The 14,034-nt window shown below is 63.1% G+C and carries 14 protein-coding genes; 3 read left to right on the top strand and 11 right to left on the bottom strand.

Annotation, left to right across the window (positions count from 1 at the left end; translation table 11 throughout):
* The 5 genes from trpD to rpe form a co-directional block, all read right to left on the bottom strand.
* Entirely contained in the window at positions 1-1,032 is a 1,032-nt protein-coding gene (gene trpD / locus VOM14_RS25525; RefSeq protein WP_327631543.1) for an anthranilate phosphoribosyltransferase, read from the bottom strand.
* A gap of 17 nt (positions 1,033-1,049) precedes the next feature.
* The gene (locus tag VOM14_RS25520; RefSeq protein ID WP_327631542.1) at positions 1,050-1,652 is read right to left on the bottom strand and encodes an aminodeoxychorismate/anthranilate synthase component II; all 603 of its coding nucleotides are present in this window, start codon (positions 1,650-1,652) and stop codon (positions 1,050-1,052) included.
* Positions 1,653-1,665: 13 nt separating this feature from the next.
* The gene (gene trpE, locus VOM14_RS25515) at positions 1,666-3,159 is read right to left on the bottom strand and encodes an anthranilate synthase component I (RefSeq protein ID WP_327631541.1); all 1,494 of its coding nucleotides are present in this window, start codon (positions 3,157-3,159) and stop codon (positions 1,666-1,668) included.
* A gap of 367 nt (positions 3,160-3,526) precedes the next feature.
* Positions 3,527-4,243 carry a phosphoglycolate phosphatase gene (locus tag VOM14_RS25510; RefSeq protein ID WP_327631540.1) on the bottom strand — a complete coding sequence of 239 codons (717 nt, stop codon included), beginning with the start codon at positions 4,241-4,243 and terminating at the stop codon, positions 3,527-3,529.
* 25 nt (positions 4,244-4,268) lie between these two features.
* Complete coding sequence (gene rpe, locus VOM14_RS25505; RefSeq protein ID WP_327631539.1) at positions 4,269-4,952, bottom strand: ribulose-phosphate 3-epimerase; 684 nt, start codon at positions 4,950-4,952, stop codon at positions 4,269-4,271.
* A gap of 286 nt (positions 4,953-5,238) precedes the next feature.
* On the opposite strand from rpe, the gene apaG reads away from it, so the two are divergent.
* Positions 5,239-5,613, top strand: a complete 375-nt coding sequence (apaG, locus tag VOM14_RS25500) for a Co2+/Mg2+ efflux protein ApaG (protein ID WP_327631659.1) — start codon at positions 5,239-5,241, stop codon at positions 5,611-5,613.
* A gap of 67 nt (positions 5,614-5,680) precedes the next feature.
* Here apaG and VOM14_RS25495 read toward each other — a convergent pair whose 3' ends face one another.
* Positions 5,681-5,842 (bottom strand): hypothetical protein, encoded by a 162-nt coding sequence (locus tag VOM14_RS25495; protein ID WP_327631538.1) that lies wholly within the window; start codon positions 5,840-5,842, stop codon positions 5,681-5,683.
* A gap of 28 nt (positions 5,843-5,870) precedes the next feature.
* Here VOM14_RS25495 and mltA point away from each other — a divergent pair, with 28 nt between their 5' ends.
* A complete protein-coding gene (gene mltA, locus VOM14_RS25490; protein ID WP_327631537.1) occupies positions 5,871-6,992 on the top strand; it encodes a murein transglycosylase A in 1,122 nt (373 codons plus the stop codon).
* Positions 6,993-7,112: 120 nt separating this feature from the next.
* On the opposite strand, the gene paaK is transcribed toward mltA, so the two are convergent.
* The 5 genes from paaK to paaN form a co-directional block, all read right to left on the bottom strand.
* A complete protein-coding gene (gene paaK / locus VOM14_RS25485) occupies positions 7,113-8,417 on the bottom strand; it encodes a phenylacetate--CoA ligase PaaK (RefSeq protein ID WP_327631536.1) in 1,305 nt (434 codons plus the stop codon).
* 171 nt (positions 8,418-8,588) lie between these two features.
* Positions 8,589-9,077 carry a hydroxyphenylacetyl-CoA thioesterase PaaI gene (paaI, locus tag VOM14_RS25480; RefSeq protein ID WP_327631535.1) on the bottom strand — a complete coding sequence of 163 codons (489 nt, stop codon included), beginning with the start codon at positions 9,075-9,077 and terminating at the stop codon, positions 8,589-8,591.
* A 1-nt stretch (position 9,078) separates the two neighbouring features.
* Positions 9,079-9,870, bottom strand: a complete 792-nt coding sequence (gene paaG, locus VOM14_RS25475; protein ID WP_327631534.1) for a 2-(1,2-epoxy-1,2-dihydrophenyl)acetyl-CoA isomerase PaaG — start codon at positions 9,868-9,870, stop codon at positions 9,079-9,081.
* 57 nt (positions 9,871-9,927) lie between these two features.
* Positions 9,928-11,130, bottom strand: coding sequence for a 3-oxoadipyl-CoA thiolase (gene pcaF / locus VOM14_RS25470; protein WP_327631533.1), 1,203 nt, complete (start codon positions 11,128-11,130; stop codon positions 9,928-9,930).
* Positions 11,131-11,256: 126 nt separating this feature from the next.
* Positions 11,257-12,957 (bottom strand): phenylacetic acid degradation protein PaaN, encoded by a 1,701-nt coding sequence (paaN, locus tag VOM14_RS25465; protein ID WP_327631532.1) that lies wholly within the window; start codon positions 12,955-12,957, stop codon positions 11,257-11,259.
* Between the two features lie 141 nt (positions 12,958-13,098).
* Between paaN and VOM14_RS25460 the strand changes: the two genes are divergently transcribed.
* Positions 13,099-13,875, top strand: coding sequence for an enoyl-CoA hydratase (locus tag VOM14_RS25460; protein ID WP_327631531.1), 777 nt, complete (start codon positions 13,099-13,101; stop codon positions 13,873-13,875).
* Positions 13,876-14,034: the final 159 nt, after the last annotated feature.

Here is a 14,034-nt window from a genome sequence, read left to right as displayed (position 1 = left end):
TTAGTGCTTGAATTGCTGGGTGAAGCGCACGAGTTCGTCCACCTTCGCGCGCGCCTGGCCGCTGGCGATGGCTTCGCGCGCAAGCTGAATGCCGTCCGCAATCGACGACGCGACGTTCGCCGAATACAACGCGGTGCCCGCATTCAGCGTGACGATTTCGCGCGCGACGCCTGGTTTGTTGTCGAGCGCTTCGAGCAACAGCGCTTTCGACTCGCCGGCGTCCGCCACTTTCAGCGTGCGGTTCGACACCATCTGCATGCCGAAGTCTTCCGGATGAATCTCGTACTCGTGCACTTCGCCGTCGCGCAGTTCGCCCACTTGCGTGGCCGCGCCGAGCGACACTTCGTCCATGCCGTCCATGCCGTACACCACCAGCACGTGCTTCGCGCCGAGACGCTGCATCACGCGAACCTGAATGCCGACCAGATCTGCATGAAATACGCCCATTAGCTGATTGGGCGCGCCGGCCGGGTTCGTCAACGGTCCGAGAATGTTGAAGATGGTCCGCACGCCGAGTTCGCGGCGCACCGGCGCGATGTTCTTCATGGCCGGATGGTGGTTCGGCGCGAACATGAAACCCATGCCGGTTTCGGCGATCGACGCGGCCACCTGTTCCGGCTGCAGGTCGATGTTGACGCCGAGCGCTTCGAGCACGTCCGCGCTGCCCGACTTGCTCGACACGCCGCGGTTGCCGTGCTTCGCGACTTTCGCGCCGGCCGCGGCCGAGACGAACATGGTCGCCGTGGAAATGTTGAAGGTGTGCGATCCGTCGCCGCCAGTACCGACGATATCGACGAAGTTCGAGTTGTCCTGCACCTCGACGTGCCGGGCAAATTCACGCATCACCGTGGCGGCGGCGGTGATTTCGCCGATGGTCTCTTTTTTGACGCGCAAGCCGGTGATGATCGCGGCGGCCATAACGGGCGAGAGTTCGCCGCGCATGATGAGCCGCATTAGATGCAGCATTTCGTCGTGGAAAATTTCGCGGTGCTCGATGGTCCGTTGCAGCGCTTCCTGGGGCGTGATCGACATGATTCCGGCTCTCTTTATCAGGCGTTGCGTTGGGGCGTCGTGGCCTTGGCGGCCCTGGACTGCTTCACGAAGTTTTCGAGCAGCGCGTGGCCGTGTTCGGACAGGATCGATTCCGGGTGGAATTGCACGCCTTCAACCGCCAGTTCCTTGTGACGCACGCCCATGATTTCACCGTCTTCGGTCCACGCCGACACTTCCAGGCAGTCCGGCAGCGATTCGCGCTCGATGGCGAGCGAGTGGTAGCGCGTCACCACGAAGTGCTTCGGCAAGTCCGCGAACACGCCTTTGCAATCGGTTTCGATCGTGCTTACCTTGCCGTGCATGATGGTTTGCGCGCGCACCACGCGCCCGCCAAATGCTTCGCCGATCGCCTGATGGCCGAGGCACACGCCGAGAATCGGCGTCTTGCCGGAAAACTCGCGCAGTACATCTAGCGTGATGCCGGCGTGTTGCGGATTGCTCGGGCCGGGCGACAGGCAGATGCGCTCCGGGTTGAGCTTCGCGATGTCGTCGAGTGTGATTTCGTCGTTCCGGTAGGTGCGCACGTCTTCGCCGAGTTCGCCGAAGTACTGCACCAGGTTGTAAGTGAACGAGTCGTAGTTGTCGATCATGAGCAGCATGGTGTGTCTCCGGTCAGAAGTCGCTATCGAGGCCGTCTTGAACCTGTTCGGCCGCGCGCAATACGGCGCGCGCCTTGTTCTCGGTCTCTTGCCATTCGGATTCCGGCACCGAATCCGCGACGACGCCCGCTGCCGCCTGTACATACAGATTGCCGTTCGCGATCACGCCGGTGCGGATCGTGATAGCCAGATCCATTTCGCCGGTGAACGACAGGTAACCGACCGCTCCGCCATAGAGGCCGCGCTTCACGGGTTCCAGTTCGTCGATCAGTTCCATGGCGCGGACTTTCGGCGCGCCCGACAGCGTGCCGGCCGGAAACGTGGCGCGCAGCACGTCGAAATTGGTCGTGCCGGGTTTCAGCTTGCCTTCCACCGAACTCACGATGTGCTGCACGTGCGAATACTTTTCGATCACCATTTTGTCGGTCACGACCACCGAGCCGATTTGCGCGATGCGGCCCACGTCGTTGCGCGCGAGGTCGATCAGCATCACGTGTTCGGCGATTTCCTTGGGATCGTTCAGCAGTTCGGTCGCGAGTTCGGCGTCGCGCTCCGGCGTGTTGCCGCGCGGACGCGTGCCGGCGAGCGGCCGGATCGTGACGATGCGATCTTCGCCGCGCTTTTCCTGGCGCACCAGAATTTCCGGCGACGCACCGACCACGTGGAATTCGCCGAAGTTGTAGTAATACATATACGGCGACGGATTCAGCGAGCGCAGCGCGCGATACAGCGACAGCGGATTGTCGCGGTACGGCTTTGTCAGACGCTGACCGACCTGCACCTGCATCAACTCGCCGGCGGCGATGTATTCCTTCGCCTTGCGCACGGCGGCCAGGTAGTCGTCTTTGGCGAATTCGCGGTAGGTCTCGGTGCGCACGCTCGCGGACGTCACCGGCGGCTCGACGGTCGCGCGCAACCGCTGACGCAATTCGCGCAGACGCTGCTTCGCTTTCGTGTACGCCTCGGGCTGCGTCGGGTCGGCGTAGATCACGAGATACAGCTTGCCCGCGAGGTTGTCGATCACCGCGACTTCTTCCGTCAGCAGCAACTGGATGTCAGGCAGGTTCAGATCGTCTTTCGGTGCCGTGTGCGCGAGCTTTTTCTCGATGTAACGCACCGCGTCGTAACCGAAATAACCGGCGAGGCCGCCCGCGAAACGCGGCAAACCGGGCCGTTGCGCGACCTTGAAGCGGCCCTGAAATTGCTGGATGAATTCGAGCGGATCGCCTTCGTGCGTCTCGACGACCTTGCCGTCGCGCACCACTTCCGACACGCCGTTGCGGGTGCGCAGCAGCGTGCGCGCCGGCAGTCCGATGAACGAATAGCGGCCAAAACGCTCGCCGCCCACCACCGATTCCAGCAGAAACGAGTTCGCGCCGTTGCGCTCGGGTTGCGCCAGCTTCAGGTACAGCGAGAGCGGCGTTTCGAGGTCGGCGAGCGCTTCGGCGATCAGCGGAATGCGGTTGAAACCCTCGTTGGCGAGGGACTGGAATTCGAGTTCGGTCATGTTCCGATCCTGTTCGTAGGTCCGGCGGCAGCGTGCGTCGGACAAAGCGGGGCATTGCGCAGCCGGTCAGGCGTTCGTTCGACTCTTGCGATGATGAACCGACCGGCGCGATTTTCCCATCGACGCAAGCACGGACTTTCAGCGCACACGGGTACTTTGCGGGTACACGCAGGCCGAATCAACCGATGCAGCGAAACAGAACGATGGAAAAACGCGTGAGCGCAGCGAAGTAAAAAACGGTTGCCGAAGACGAGCTTCAGCGTACCTCAGGCGAGGTTAGCGCGACCAGCGACGCCAGGGCCAGGCTCCCCGGTCGATGCTAATCAGACTCCGTTTTTTATTCAGAAACATGAGGATGAAGGACTTTTCAAGTCGTGGATTGGTGCGCTGCGATCGCCTTGGCGGCGTCGAGCAGCGAGGCAACTATACCATCGGATTTTATTGTTTGTATAGCTTGGCCATGGTTGTAGCCGTACGGCACGGTAAGCGTCGCCATGCCCGCCGCGCGGCCCGCCAGCGCATCGTTTTCCGAATCGCCGATGGCCACCGTGACGCGCGGCTCGACACCCAGTTGCGCCGCGGCCGTGAGCATGGGCAGCGGGTCGGGCTTCTTTTTCGGCAGGCTGTCGCCGCCGAGCACGACGCTGAAATACTGCGCAAGCCCGTATTGCTGCAGCAGTTCGACCGCGAAACGGTGCGGCTTGTTGGTCACGCACGCGAGCTTCAGCCCGGCGTCGCGCATGGCGGCGAGGCCGGCTTCCACGTCTGGATAAAGGCGCGTGTGCAGGCCGTTGATCTTCGCGTATTCGGCCTGATAGATGGCGAGCGCTTCGTCGAAACGATCTTGCGCGTGGTCCGCTTCGAAGCGCGGCGCCAGCACGCTGCGAATCAGATGCTCCGAGCCTTTGCCGACATAGCCGACCACTTCTTCGCGCGAGGTTTCCATGGCGTCGAGTTGCGCGAGCATGCCGTTCAGGCCGGCCGTGAAATCGTCGACGGTATCGATCATCGTGCCGTCGAGGTCGATGATCGCGGCTTGCAGGCGCGGGCCAGTGAGAGTCGGGGCAGGGAACGGAGCGGTCATGTGCGCGTGAGCCTGGGGTTGAACTTTAGTGACGAATGTTGGCGAGCGCGGCGCGCATCTTGTCGATCACGACCTTGTGATCCGGCTGGCCGAAGATCGCCGAACCGGCCACGAAGGTGTCCGCGCCGGCCGCCGCGATTTCCGCGATATTGTCGACTTTCACGCCGCCGTCCACTTCGAGATGAATCTCGCGGCCGGTGCGCTCCTTGTACGCGTCGATCCGCTTGCGCGCTTCACGCAGTTTGTTGAGCGCTTCGGGAATGAACGACTGGCCGCCGAAACCGGGATTCACCGACATGATCAGCACGAGATCGAGCTTGTCCATGACATGGTCGAGGTAATTCAGCGAAGTGGCCGGGTTGAACACGAGTCCGGCCTTGCAGCCATGATCGCGAATCAGCGAAAGCGTGCGGTCGATGTGGTCCGAGCCTTCCGGGTGAAAGCTGATCAGATTGGCGCCGGCTTTCGCGAAGTCCGGCACGATGCGGTCGACGGGGCGCACCATCAGATGCACGTCGATGGGCACGTCCACGTGCGGCCGGATGGCTTCGCACACGAGCGGACCGATGGTGAGGTTCGGCACGTAGTGGTTGTCCATCACGTCGAAATGAATCCAGTCGGCGCCGGCGGCGACGACATTGCGGACTTCTTCGCCGAGGCGGGCGAAGTCGGCGGAAAGAATGCTGGGAGCGATGCGGAATTGCGTCATGGCGGCGGACGGATGCAAGCGGGAAAGCGCCATTTTACCGTTTTGCGCGCGGGCGAAGCGGCTCGTCGGCGGCAAAATGGATGCGCACTGCGCGCGCCGAACTCCGCCCGCGAAGCTGACAAAACGCCTGATGCGCGCCAGGCCGAAGCTTATGTCCGGTTGCGGGCGCCTCGCGCATGACGCAGAATGCCAAACCAAGGCGCTGCGTCGCCAGTCGGCCCGCAAGCCATTGGCGCTCGGGCTTTCCAGCGATGTGTCCCTCCCGTATCACCAGATTGGAATCAGAATGAGCCAGTACGAATTCAGCGTGTCGGCGCGGGTGCAATTTCTGCCCGATGAGTCGGACCCGGAACGTCGCCAATACGCGTTCGCCTATACGCTGACCATTCGCAACACCGGTCAGGTGCCGGCGCAATTGATCGCGCGGCACTGGGTGATCACCGATAGCGACAATACCGTGCAGGAAGTGAAAGGCTTAGGCGTGGTGGGGCACCAGCCGCTCCTCAAAGCCGGCGAGCAGTTCGAATATACGAGTTGGGCGGTGATTGCCACACCGGTCGGCACCATGCGCGGAGAGTATTTTTGCGTGGCCGAGGACGGCGAGCGTTTCGAAGCGCCAGTGCCGGAGTTCATATTGCGCATGCCGCGTACGTTGCATTAAACCGGGAGCGCGCAGCGCGGTCTTTAAGCGTTCAGCGCCGCGGTGAAAAGTGCAAACGGGCGCGGCCTCAAAGCGGCTTTTGTGGCTTCTGGGTTTTTGCACCATCGGCGCGCGCCGCTTTCCTTTTACCGGACGACGTCCACACGACCATGAAGACGAGCAGGAACAGCGCTAGAAGCGATTCCAGCGCGAAGACGAGCATTGGGTATTCGTCGAACAGATCAGACATGGCGGTTTCCATCAAGAACGAACATTGTATGCGTTTTGTCCGCGCGACCGGAGCCTGGCTCGGCGCGCTTTCGGTTGCGGTGATGCTGGCGTCCTGCGGCGGCGGCGGCGTGGTTCGGCCGGTGTCGCCGCCCACGGGCGCTGCGATCATACCTGGCCAGATTGCCGCGACCCGGCTCACGCCGGTCGCGTGGCGGCAGGTGCCCGGCTGGCAGGACGACTCGCTGATCGGCGCGGCCGCCGCCTTGCGGCAAAACTGCGTGAGGCTCGCGCGTCAGCCGAACTGGGCGCGCGCATGCGCGGCCGCCGCGCAACTCGACGATCTAGACGTCACGAGCGCGCGAGCCTTCTTTGAAGCGTATTTCACGCCTTTCCAGTTTGCGAACAACGACGGCACGCTCGACGGTCTCGTCACCGGTTACTACGAACCTCTGCTGCGCGGTTCGCGCACGCGGCACGGCGTGTATCAAACCGCGCTGTATCGCTGGCCGTCCAGTTACCGCCCGGGCGCGGCGCTGCCGCCGCGAGCGCAACTGGAGCGCATGGGGGTGCTCAACGGCAACGAACTGGTCTGGGTCGACGATCCTATCGAAGCCTTCTTCCTGCAAGTGCAAGGTTCAGGCCGAATCGTCATGGAAGACGGCAGCGTGATGCGTCTCGGCTTTGGCGGCACGAACAATCAGCCGTACAAGTCCATTGGAAGGTGGCTGCTGGACCGCGGCGAACTCACGCCCGCGCAGGCGACCATGCAAGGCATCAAGGCCTGGGCGCGCGCGAACCCCGGCCGCGTGGATGCGCTGCTCGATACAAATCCGCGCTTTGTGTTTTTCCGCGAGATGCCGTCTACTGAAAGTGCGCCCGGTGGCGGCGCGGACGGTCCGATCGGCGCGTTGGGCGTGCCGTTGACGCCGGAGCGCTCGATCGCCGTCGATCCGACTTCCATTCCGCTCGGCACGCCGGTGTTCTTGCAGACCACGCGTCCGCTGACGAACTCGCCGATGAACCGTCTCGTGTTCGCGCAGGACACCGGCTCGGCGATCAAGGGCGGCGTGCGCGCGGACTACTTCTGGGGTCTTGGCGACGACGCCGGCGATCTTGCCGGCAAAATGAAGCAGGGCGGCCGGATGTGGTTGTTGCTGCCGAATTCCTGACGCTGGCCAAGGGCTGAAAGCAAGCGCCCTAAGCGCCCTAAGCGCGCACGCGACGACAGCGGTGTTCCGGGTTGGAACGCCGCTGTCGCTTTTATCGCTTCAGCAATCGCGAGACACGACTCACTGTCCCGACCTGCGCTTGTCGACGACGCGCCGCGCCTTGCCCACCGAACGTTCGATCCCATTCACCGCCAGCACATTCACGATTGCGCTCACGCCGATCAGCGCCTTGATGTCATAGGCCAGCGCCTGTTTCGCCGTGTTCAGCGCGGCCGTGTCCGGCGCGGCTTCCGGACACGGCTCGACGTTCAGCGTCAAGACGTCGAGCGGGCCTTCCTTGGTCAGCACGATCTGATAGTGAGGCGCGAGCGCGCGCTGTTTCAGCAGCAGTTCCTCGATTTGGGTGGGGAACACGTTGACGCCCCGCACGATCATCATGTCGTCCGAGCGGCCGGTGATTTTCTCCATGCGACGCATGGTGCGGGCGGTGCCCGGCAGCAGACGCGTGAGGTCGCGAGTCCGGTAGCGAACAATCGGCAGCGCCTCTTTGGTCAGCGATGTAAACACCAGCTCGCCCAGTTCGCCGTCCGGAAGGACCTCGCCGGTGTCCGGATCGATGATCTCGGGATAGAAATGATCTTCCCAGATGGTCGGGCCGTCTTTCGTCTCAACGCATTCCGACGCCACACCGGGGCCCATTACTTCGGACAGACCGTAGATGTCCACCGCGTCGATGCCCATGCGCTTTTCGATCGCCAGGCGCATGTCGTTGGTCCACGGCTCCGCGCCGAAGATGCCGAGGCGCAGCGAGCAGGTCGCCGGATCGATGCCCTGCCGCTCGAACTCGTCGGCAATCGAAAGCATGTAGCTAGGCGTCACCATGATGATGTCCGGCCGGAAATCCTGAATCAGTTGCACCTGCTTTTCAGTCTGGCCGCCGCCGAACGGAATGACGGTGAGCCCCGCGCGTTCCGCGCCGTAGTGGGCGCCGAGGCCGCCGGTAAAGAGGCCGTAGCCATAGCTCACATGAACTTTGTCGCCGCGCTTCGCACCGGCCGCGCGGACCGAACGCGCGACGAGATTCGCCCACGTGTCGATATCGCGAGCGGTGTAGCCGACCACGGTCGGCTTGCCCGTTGTCCCCGACGAGGCGTGAATGCGCGAGATCTGATCCTGCGGCACGGCGAACATTCCGAACGGATAGCTGTCGCGCAGATCCTTCTTGGTCGTGAACGGGAAGCGCGCGAGGTCGGCCAGCGTGTTCAGTTCACTCGGATGAATGCCGGCCTCGTCGAATTTCCGCCGATACACCGGCGAATTTTCATACGCATGGTTCAGCGACCATTTGAGGCGTTCAAGCTGGAGCGCGGCAAGTTCGTCGCGGCTGGCGGTCTCGATCGGGTCGAGCGGAAGGGCGGTAGTCATCGAATGTCTCCTTGCTGCCTCAATGTCTGGATCTAGTGTGCTTTGCGCTGGCGCGATATTCCGGACGGCGGCGCCCGGACAGGTACGGGCTGCCGCTGCGCGGTGAACCGCTTGCCCTGGCTGACCGCTTGTCAGATTCGCGACTCTCTCGTGGAGTGCTCGTTGCGCGGCCTACTCCGGTCTCGTGTGAGACGGGTAAGACGGATGTTCCGGGATCACGTGGCCCCTGATCTGAGTGGATTTGCCGCGAAACATCGCGACGGTTTCGCCGGCGCGATTGACGACCCGAATATCGTAAATTCCCGTGCGGCCGTTCAACGTCTGCTCGACCGCCTCCGCGGTGAGCACGTCGCCGCGATGCACCGGGCGCAGGAATTCAATCGAGCAGCCGGACGCGACGGTGTTCACGTTGTACGTGTTGCACGCAAACGCAAACGTGGAATCGGCGAGCGTGAAAATCAGACCGCCATGGCAAATCTGGTGGCCGTTCAGGAAGTCGTCGCGCACGGCCATGCGTAGACGCGCATAGCCGGCGCGCACTTCGAGAATCTCGAGGCCGAGCGCGCGGCTGCACGCGTCGTTCTCATACATGGCGGCGGCGGTCGCGCGGGCGAGTTCGTCGGGCGTCATCTGGTCGGAATGGGTCGCTGGCGTCGTCATATCAGCGGCCCTCGAAGCGCGGCGCGCGCTTTTCCACGAAGGCTTGCACACCTTCGGCATAGTCGTGCGACGCGCCCAGCGCTCGTTGCAGATCGCGTTCGAGATCGAGTTGCTGATCCAGCGTTTGCGTCGCGCCGGCGCGCATCGACTGCTTGATAGCGGCGAGGGCGCGCGTTGGCTGCTGCGCGAGTTGTGCGGCGAGTCGGGCCGCGGATGTTGCGAGTTCGGCATCGTCGACGGCTTGCCAGATGAGGCCCCAGCTTTCGGCTTTTTCGGCGCTGAGTTTGTCGCCTGTCATGGCAAGTCCCATCGCGCGCGCCATGCCGACGCGCTGCGGCAGGAACCATGTGCCGCCCGAATCCGGCACGAGCCCGATCTTCACGAAAGCCTGGATGAAGCTGGCCGAGCGAGCCGCAAGCACGATGTCGCAGGCGAGCGCGAGATTGGCGCCGGCACCTGCAGCCGTGCCGTTGACCGCGGCTATCACCGGCAACGGCAGCGCTTGCAAGCGGCGGATCAGCGGATTGAAATGCGTGTCGATCAGATCGCCCAGATCGGTCATTGCACCGGGCGTGAAGTCGAGGTCGGCGAGATCCTGTCCCGCGCAGAATCCACGGCCCGCGCCGGTCAGAACCAGCGCGCGCGCGCCGGCGTTTTCCACTTCGCCGAGCGCTGCCGCCAACTCCTGATGCATGGCGCGCGTGAAGCTGTTCAGTTTGTCCGGGCGGTTCAGCGTGATGGTTGCCACGCGGCTCGACGCGTCGATGTCGAGACGAATCGCTTCATATGACATTGGGTGTCTCCTCAAAGTCTCTTTCGCGGGACTGCAGTGCTTCTGTCAGAGCCGCGCTTATAGCCGCTCGATGACGAGCGCAATGCCCTGACCCACGCCGATGCACATCGTGCAAAGCGCGAACCGGCCGTTACTGCGCTCCAGTTGATACAGCGCGGTCGTGACAAGGCGGGCACCGGATGCACCGAGTGGATGGCCGAGCGCGATTGCTCCGCCGTTCGGATTGACACGCGGGTCGTCGTCGCGCAGACCCAGCGTGCGCAAAACGGCGAGCCCTTGCGACGCAAACGCCTCATTCAACTCGATGACGTCGAATTGTTCGAGCGTCATACCAAGCTGCTTCAACAGTTTTTGCGTGGCCGGTGCCGGGCCGATGCCCATGATGCGCGGCTCGACGCCCGCCGTCGCCATGCCCACCACGCGAGCGCGGCGTCGCAAGCCGTATTGATCCGCCGCTTCCTGATTCGCGAGCAGGAGCGCGCAAGCGCCGTCGTTCACGCCCGACGCATTGCCGGCGGTCACGCTGCCGTCCGCGCGAACCACGCCCTTCAGCCTGGCGAGGCTTTCGAGAGAGGTTTCGCGCGGATGCTCGTCGAGCGTCACGCGAATCGGATCGCCCTTTTTTTGCGCCACTTCCACGCCGACGATTTCCTGCGCCAGCGTGCCGTCACGTTGCGCGCGGGCCGCCTTTTGCTGACTGGCCAACGCGAACGCGTCCTGATCGGCGCGGCTGATTCCAAATTCGACGGCGACGTTTTCCGCCGTTTCCGGCATTGAATCGACACCGTGGGCGCGCTTCATGAGCGGATTGACGAAGCGCCAGCCAATTGTCGTGTCATAAATGTCGGCTTGACGCGCGAATGCGCTCGCTGCCTTGCCCATGACAAACGGCGCGCGCGTCATGCTTTCGACGCCGCCCGCGATCATCAGTCGCGCTTCGCCCGCCTTGATGGCGCGAGCGGCCGTGCCGACGGCGTCCATGCCCGAGCCGCACAGACGGTTGATGGTCGCGCCGGGCGCGTCGGTAGACAATCCTGCGAGCAGTGCGGACATGCGGGCCACGTTGCGATTGTCCTCACCTGCCTGATTCGCGCATCCGTAGATCACGTCATCGACGGCGCGCCAGTCCACACCGGGATTGCGCTCCATCAAGGCTTTGATGGGAACGGCGCCGAGATCGTCGGCGCGGATGTCTTTGAGGGCGCCGCCGTAGCGGCCAATGGGAGTGCGGATCGCGTCGCAAATAAAGGCGTCGTTCATATCGGTTCCTGCTCGGGAGGACCGGCGCGCAATGCCGATCCGATGTCTCATGTTAGTTGGAGCACACAGCGGGGTCCATTCGGCCAAACGGCATAGGACGAAACGCTGCGCTCTGTCTTATGACTTTCAGCCGGCTACCGCCGGCGCCGCTTCCGGTTCAACATGAACGCGGCTTTGAACCACGCGGAAGCGATTCGCGACGAAGGCTGCATCGGCGAGCGCGGCGTTGGCTGCGGGATTCGCGCCGGTGCCATGAAAATCCGAGAAGGCTGCCGACTGGTTGACGAATACTCCGCCCGTCAGGTTGATCGACAGCGCGACGCCGCCGCGGATCGATGCCTCGTGCGCCTGTTCGAGCACGGCTTCGTCCGTGCTGTATACGGCGAGCGTGAGCGCGCCGTGCTCGGCTGCGATTGCGCCGGCCAGGTCGAGCGACTGTTCGGTCGAGTCCGTTGCGATCACGAAGGAGATCGGGCCGAACCATTCTTTGGTGAATTCGGCGCGGTCGGTCGTGGCGTCGAGCTGGAGTACGAGTGGAGTGCGCACGCGGGCGTCCGCAAAAGCCGGATGCGCGAGCGCCTGGCTCTCCGCGAGAACGCGGCCCAGTTTTCTGGCTTCGTCGATGCGTTGGATGACGCCTTCATTCTGAATGGCGCCCAGCAGTTCGACAGCGCGGGCCGGGTCGGCGACGAGTTTCTGCACGGCGCCGGCAATGGCCTGAGCGACTTCGTCGAACGCGAGGGTGCCGTCAGCGGTACGAATGCCGCCGCGCGGCACATAAATGTTTTGCGGCGCGGTGCACATCTGGCCGGAATACAGCGCGAGCGAGAAGGCGATGTTGCGAGCGGCGGCTTTGATATCGTCAACGGAATCGATCACGATCTGATTCACGCCGGCTTTCTCGGTGTAGACCTGCGCCTGGTGTGCGTTGCGTTCGAGCCAGGTGCCGTTTTGCGTGCTGCCCGTAAAGTCGATCAGTTTGATCTCCGGCCGCACGGCGAGGCTCTGGACGGCCGCGCCATCGTTCGGTGCGGTGGCCAGCAGCGTGATCACGTTCGGGTCGAAACCGGCTTCGCGCAAAACGTCGCGTGCGATCCGCACGGTGATCGCCAGCGGCAGGATCGCGCCCGGGTGCGGCTTGACGATGACGGCGTTGCCTGTCGCGAGGTCTGCGAAAAGTCCCGGATAGCCGTTCCACGTTGGGAACGTGCAGCAGCCGAGCACGAGACCCGTGCCGCGCGGCACGATGGTGTAACTTTTGTGCATGGCGAGCGGCGGATTCTTGCCTTGCGGCTTTTCCCAGTGGGCGTCGGCGGGAATGCGGCGCAACTGGTCCCACGCGTACACCACGGCTTCGAGCGCGCGATCTTGCGCGTGTGGACCGCCTGCCTGAAAAGCCATCATGAAGGCCTGGCCGGTCGTGTGCATCACGCTATAGCCGATTTCGAAGCTGGCGCGATTCAGCCGCGCGAGGATTTCGAGCGATACGCCGATCCAGGCTTGCGGGCCTGCGGCGCGCCATGTGCGTTGCGCGGTGGCGGCCGCGGCAATCAGCGCGTCCGGATCTGCTTTCGGGTAACGGATGCCGAGTGGAAGTCCGAACGGCGACACTTCGGCTCCAACGGTTTCTCCCGTAGACGGTTGATCCAGTTCGAAGATGGCGTTCAGGTGCGCCTTGAAGGCGGCTTCGCCGTCCGCGTTGGCTGTTTCCCCGTACACTTTCGGACTGGGCATCTCGACGAATGGGCTCCAGTAGCCGCGCGTCTCGATCGCGGCAAGGGCCTTTTGCAACGTGTCTTCGTGCTTCGTGAATAACGGATGTGTCATGGCGGAGGGCTTGGCTGTACGTTGGGGAAAAGCCTGTCGAATAATTGACCGACCGACCGGTTGGTTGGTGAATGTTAGCATTATTAAGATGGCCGCGCGAAGCGTTTTTCTCGCGCGATTAATCATGAGAAAGGAGGTGGCATGGCTTACGAGAACATTCTGGTTGAGACGCGGGGACGGGTCGGCTTGGTCACGTTGAATCGTCCGAAGGCGTTGAACGCTTTGAACGATGCCTTGATGGACGAACTCGGCGTGGCGCTGCGCGTGTTCGATGCCGACGACGCCATCGGTGCAATCGTGGTGACGGGCAGCGAAAAGGCGTTCGCCGCCGGCGCCGACATCGGCATGATGTCGACGTACACCTATATGGACGTCTATAAGGGCGACTACATCACGCGCAATTGGGAGACGGTGCGCTCCATTCGCAAGCCGATCATTGCGGCGGTGGCGGGATTCGCGCTTGGTGGAGGCTGCGAGTTGGCGATGATGTGCGACATGATCTTCGCCGCCGACACCGCAAAGTTCGGTCAACCGGAAATCAAACTCGGCATCATGCCGGGCGCCGGCGGAACGCAACGCCTGCCGCGCGCGGTGTCGAAGGCCAAGGCAATGGACCTTTGTCTGACGGCGCGTTTCATGGACGCCGCCGAAGCGGAGCGCGCCGGCCTCGTGTCACGTGTTATTTCCGCTGCCTCTCTAATAGAGGAGTCGATCGCCGCAGCCGCGACTATCGCAGAGTTTCCGTTGCCGGCAATCATGATGGTCAAGGAGTCGGTCAACCGGGCATACGAAACGACGCTGGCGGAGGGCGTGCATTTCGAGCGACGTCTGTTCCATTCGCTCTTCGCTACCGAGGACCAGAAAGAGGGGATGGCGGCGTTCGTGGAGAAGCGCAAACCGGTTTTCAAACACCGTTAATACGCTTGTCAAAATAACGCTTGCAAGGCGCGGATCGGCTCGCTAGAATCTCGCTCTTTCGTGCTCCGGACGCCGGGGCACGGGAAGCGGGAGAGCCAGCAGTGGCAAGGCTTCCAGCGGTGGTGACGGGTTCAGTCAGTAACAAAAACCTGTTGACGC

It is taken from the genome of Paraburkholderia sp. MPAMCS5 (genome assembly GCF_036016995.1).
GTDB lineage: Bacteria > Pseudomonadota > Gammaproteobacteria > Burkholderiales > Burkholderiaceae > Paraburkholderia.
Note: the sequence above shows the minus strand (reverse complement) of the source record. Positions and strands in the feature narration are given on the sequence as shown.

What these genes read in the sequence shown, in the direction of transcription:
- trpD (WP_327631543.1), bottom strand. Translation starts at nt 1,032, where the DNA reads ATGTCGATCACGCCCCAGGAAGCGCTGCAACGGACCATCGAGCACCGC.
- VOM14_RS25520 (WP_327631542.1), bottom strand. Translation starts at nt 1,652, where the DNA reads ATGCTGCTCATGATCGACAACTACGACTCGTTCACTTACAACCTGGTG.
- trpE (WP_327631541.1), bottom strand. Translation starts at nt 3,159, where the DNA reads ATGACCGAACTCGAATTCCAGTCCCTCGCCAACGAGGGTTTCAACCGC.
- VOM14_RS25510 (WP_327631540.1), bottom strand. Translation starts at nt 4,243, where the DNA reads ATGACCGCTCCGTTCCCTGCCCCGACTCTCACTGGCCCGCGCCTGCAA.
- rpe (WP_327631539.1), bottom strand. Translation starts at nt 4,952, where the DNA reads ATGACGCAATTCCGCATCGCTCCCAGCATTCTTTCCGCCGACTTCGCC.
- apaG (WP_327631659.1), top strand. Translation starts at nt 5,239, where the DNA reads ATGAGCCAGTACGAATTCAGCGTGTCGGCGCGGGTGCAATTTCTGCCC.
- VOM14_RS25495 (WP_327631538.1), bottom strand. Translation starts at nt 5,842, where the DNA reads ATGTCTGATCTGTTCGACGAATACCCAATGCTCGTCTTCGCGCTGGAA.
- mltA (WP_327631537.1), top strand. Translation starts at nt 5,871, where the DNA reads ATGCGTTTTGTCCGCGCGACCGGAGCCTGGCTCGGCGCGCTTTCGGTT.
- paaK (WP_327631536.1), bottom strand. Translation starts at nt 8,417, where the DNA reads ATGACTACCGCCCTTCCGCTCGACCCGATCGAGACCGCCAGCCGCGAC.
- paaI (WP_327631535.1), bottom strand. Translation starts at nt 9,077, where the DNA reads ATGACGACGCCAGCGACCCATTCCGACCAGATGACGCCCGACGAACTC.
- paaG (WP_327631534.1), bottom strand. Translation starts at nt 9,870, where the DNA reads ATGTCATATGAAGCGATTCGTCTCGACATCGACGCGTCGAGCCGCGTG.
- pcaF (WP_327631533.1), bottom strand. Translation starts at nt 11,130, where the DNA reads ATGAACGACGCCTTTATTTGCGACGCGATCCGCACTCCCATTGGCCGC.
- paaN (WP_327631532.1), bottom strand. Translation starts at nt 12,957, where the DNA reads ATGACACATCCGTTATTCACGAAGCACGAAGACACGTTGCAAAAGGCC.
- VOM14_RS25460 (WP_327631531.1), top strand. Translation starts at nt 13,099, where the DNA reads ATGGCTTACGAGAACATTCTGGTTGAGACGCGGGGACGGGTCGGCTTG.